Here is a 2,186-nt window from a genome sequence, read left to right as displayed (position 1 = left end):
CCCGCACCGCCGTCGACATCGCCCCCCAAACAGTGGCCCGCCTGCGCCACGCCCACGACAACATCATCGGCATCAAAGAGACCACCAAGGACTTCGAACACTTCTCCCGCGTCCTGCACCTGTGCGGCCGCGACTTCCTGATGTGGTCCGGCATCGAACTCCTGTGCCTGCCCCTGCTGGCCATCGGCGGCGCCGGCTTCATCAGCGCCGCAGCCAACCTCGCCCCCGCCACCGTGGCCCGCATGTACACCGCCTACACCACCGGCGACCACACCACCGCCCTGGACCTGCACTACGCCTTGCACCCCCTGGTCGACCTGCTGTTCGTCGAGACCAACCCGGCACCCGCCAAATGGGTCCTGCACCAGCGCGGCCACATCGCCTCCCCACACGTACGGCCGCCACTGATCACACCGACCGAGCCCGGCATCGCCCGGATCAACGAACTGCTGCAGCTAAGTGAGGGACTCCAGTGAAGAGGCTGGAACACTACATCGGCGGCCGGCACGCGCCGAGCCGCTCGGGCGAGACGTTCACCGCGCTCGACCCGACGACGAACGAACCGCACCTGGAGGTGGCCGCGGGCGGCGCGGCCGACGTGGACGCCGCCGTGAGCGCGGCGCACAAGGCGTTCACCGACGGGCCGTGGCCGCGGATGACCGGCGACCAGCGGGCCGCGGTGCTGCGCAGGATCGCCGCCGCCATCGAGGTCAGGGACGACGAGATCGCCGCCCTGGAGTGCCGGGACACCGGTCTGCCCATCACCCAGGCCAAGGGCCAGGCCAAGCGGGCCGCGCACAACTTCCGCTTCTTCGCCGACGTGATCACCACCATGGGCGAGGACGTCTACCGGGTGGGCGACGCCCAGCTCAACTACGTGGTGCGCAAGCCGGTGGGCGTGGCCGGGCTGATCACGCCCTGGAACACCCCGTTCATGCTGGAGACCTGGAAGCTCGCCCCCGCCTTGGCGGCCGGCTGCCCGGTGGTGCTCAAGCCCGCCGAATGGTCGCCGCTGTCGGCGAGCCTGCTCCCGCAGATCATGGAGGAGGCCGGGCTGCCGGAGGGCGTGTTCAACCTCGTCCACGGCATCGGCGAGGACGCGGGCGCGGCCCTGGTCGCGCACCCCGACGTGCCGGTGATCTCCTTCACCGGGGAGAGCGGCACCGGCCAGACCATCATGCGCAACGCCTCGGCGCACCTGAAGACCCTGTCGATGGAGCTGGGCGGCAAGTCACCACTGGTGGTCTTCGAGGACGCCGACCTCGAACGGGCGCTGGACGCGGCGGTGTTCGGGGTCTTCTCACTGAACGGCGAGCGCTGCACGGCCAGCTCCCGGGTCCTGGTGCAGGACACGGTGTACGAGGAGTTCGTGAACCGGCTGGCCGAGCGTGCCGCCCGGGTGCGGGTGGGCGACCCGGACGACCCGGCCACCGAACTGGGCGCGCTGATCCATCCCGAGCACTACGAGCGGGTGATGGAGTACGTGCGGATCGGGTCGGCCGAGGGGGCGCGGCTGGTGGCCGGCGGCTCCCGGCCCGAGCACCTGCCTTCGGGGAACTTCCTGTCGGCCACCGTGTTCGCCGACGTCACACCGGGGATGCGGATCTTCCAGGAGGAGATCTTCGGGCCGGTGGTCAGTGTCACGCCGTTCACGTCGGAGACCGAGGCGATCGAGCTGGCCAACGCCACCCGCTACGGCCTGGCCGCCTACCTGTGGACCAACGACCTGCGCCGGGCGCACCGGCTGGCCCGGTCGATCGAGGCGGGCATGCTGTGGGTCAACTCCCAGAACGTGCGCGACCTGCGCACGCCGTTCGGCGGGGTGAAGGCCAGCGGCGTGGGCCGCGAGGGCGGCCGGCACAGCATCGACGTCTACACCGAGTCGCACATCGTGCACGTGGCCACCGAGGACCTGCCGGTGCCACGGTTCGGCGCGGCCTGACCGGACACGCCGCTTCCCCTCCCCGGCGGTCGCCGGGGAGGGGAAGGGGTCGATCAGACGCGCTGCCAGAGCGACGGCACGTTCGGCGGCTCCCAGCCGGTCAGGGCGGTGTGCGCCTGCAGGCACCGGTAGGTGGCGCCGTTGTAGATCGCCTGGTCACCGGCGCCGTAGGAGGTGCCGGAGGCCCAGTTGCCCGCGGGCCCCTGGGTCGGCGTCACGGTGGGGGTGGGGGTCGGCGTCGGGT

The 2,186-nt window shown here is 71.3% G+C and carries 3 protein-coding genes; 2 read left to right on the top strand and 1 reads right to left on the bottom strand.

All coding sequences use genetic code 11. The annotated features are described in order from the left end of the window. Positions 1-476: dihydrodipicolinate synthase family protein (locus C1I98_RS38140; protein WP_199537537.1), on the top strand; the 476-nt coding region annotated here is incomplete at its 5' end. Further along, complete coding sequence (gene hpaE / locus C1I98_RS38135) at positions 473-1,942, top strand: 5-carboxymethyl-2-hydroxymuconate semialdehyde dehydrogenase (RefSeq protein ID WP_111172092.1); 1,470 nt, start codon at positions 473-475, stop codon at positions 1,940-1,942. The genes C1I98_RS38140 and hpaE, both read left to right, overlap by 4 nt. A gap of 53 nt (positions 1,943-1,995) precedes the next feature. Here hpaE and C1I98_RS38130 read toward each other — a convergent pair. After that, positions 1,996-2,186: carbohydrate-binding protein (locus C1I98_RS38130; protein ID WP_368773560.1), on the bottom strand; the 191-nt coding region annotated here is incomplete at its 5' end.

This window comes from Spongiactinospora gelatinilytica (assembly GCF_003236385.1).
In the GTDB taxonomy this organism is placed as follows: domain Bacteria; phylum Actinomycetota; class Actinomycetes; order Streptosporangiales; family Streptosporangiaceae; genus Spongiactinospora; species Spongiactinospora gelatinilytica.
The sequence above is the reverse complement of the archived record's forward strand: the minus strand, read 5'-3'. Positions and strand labels throughout refer to the sequence as shown.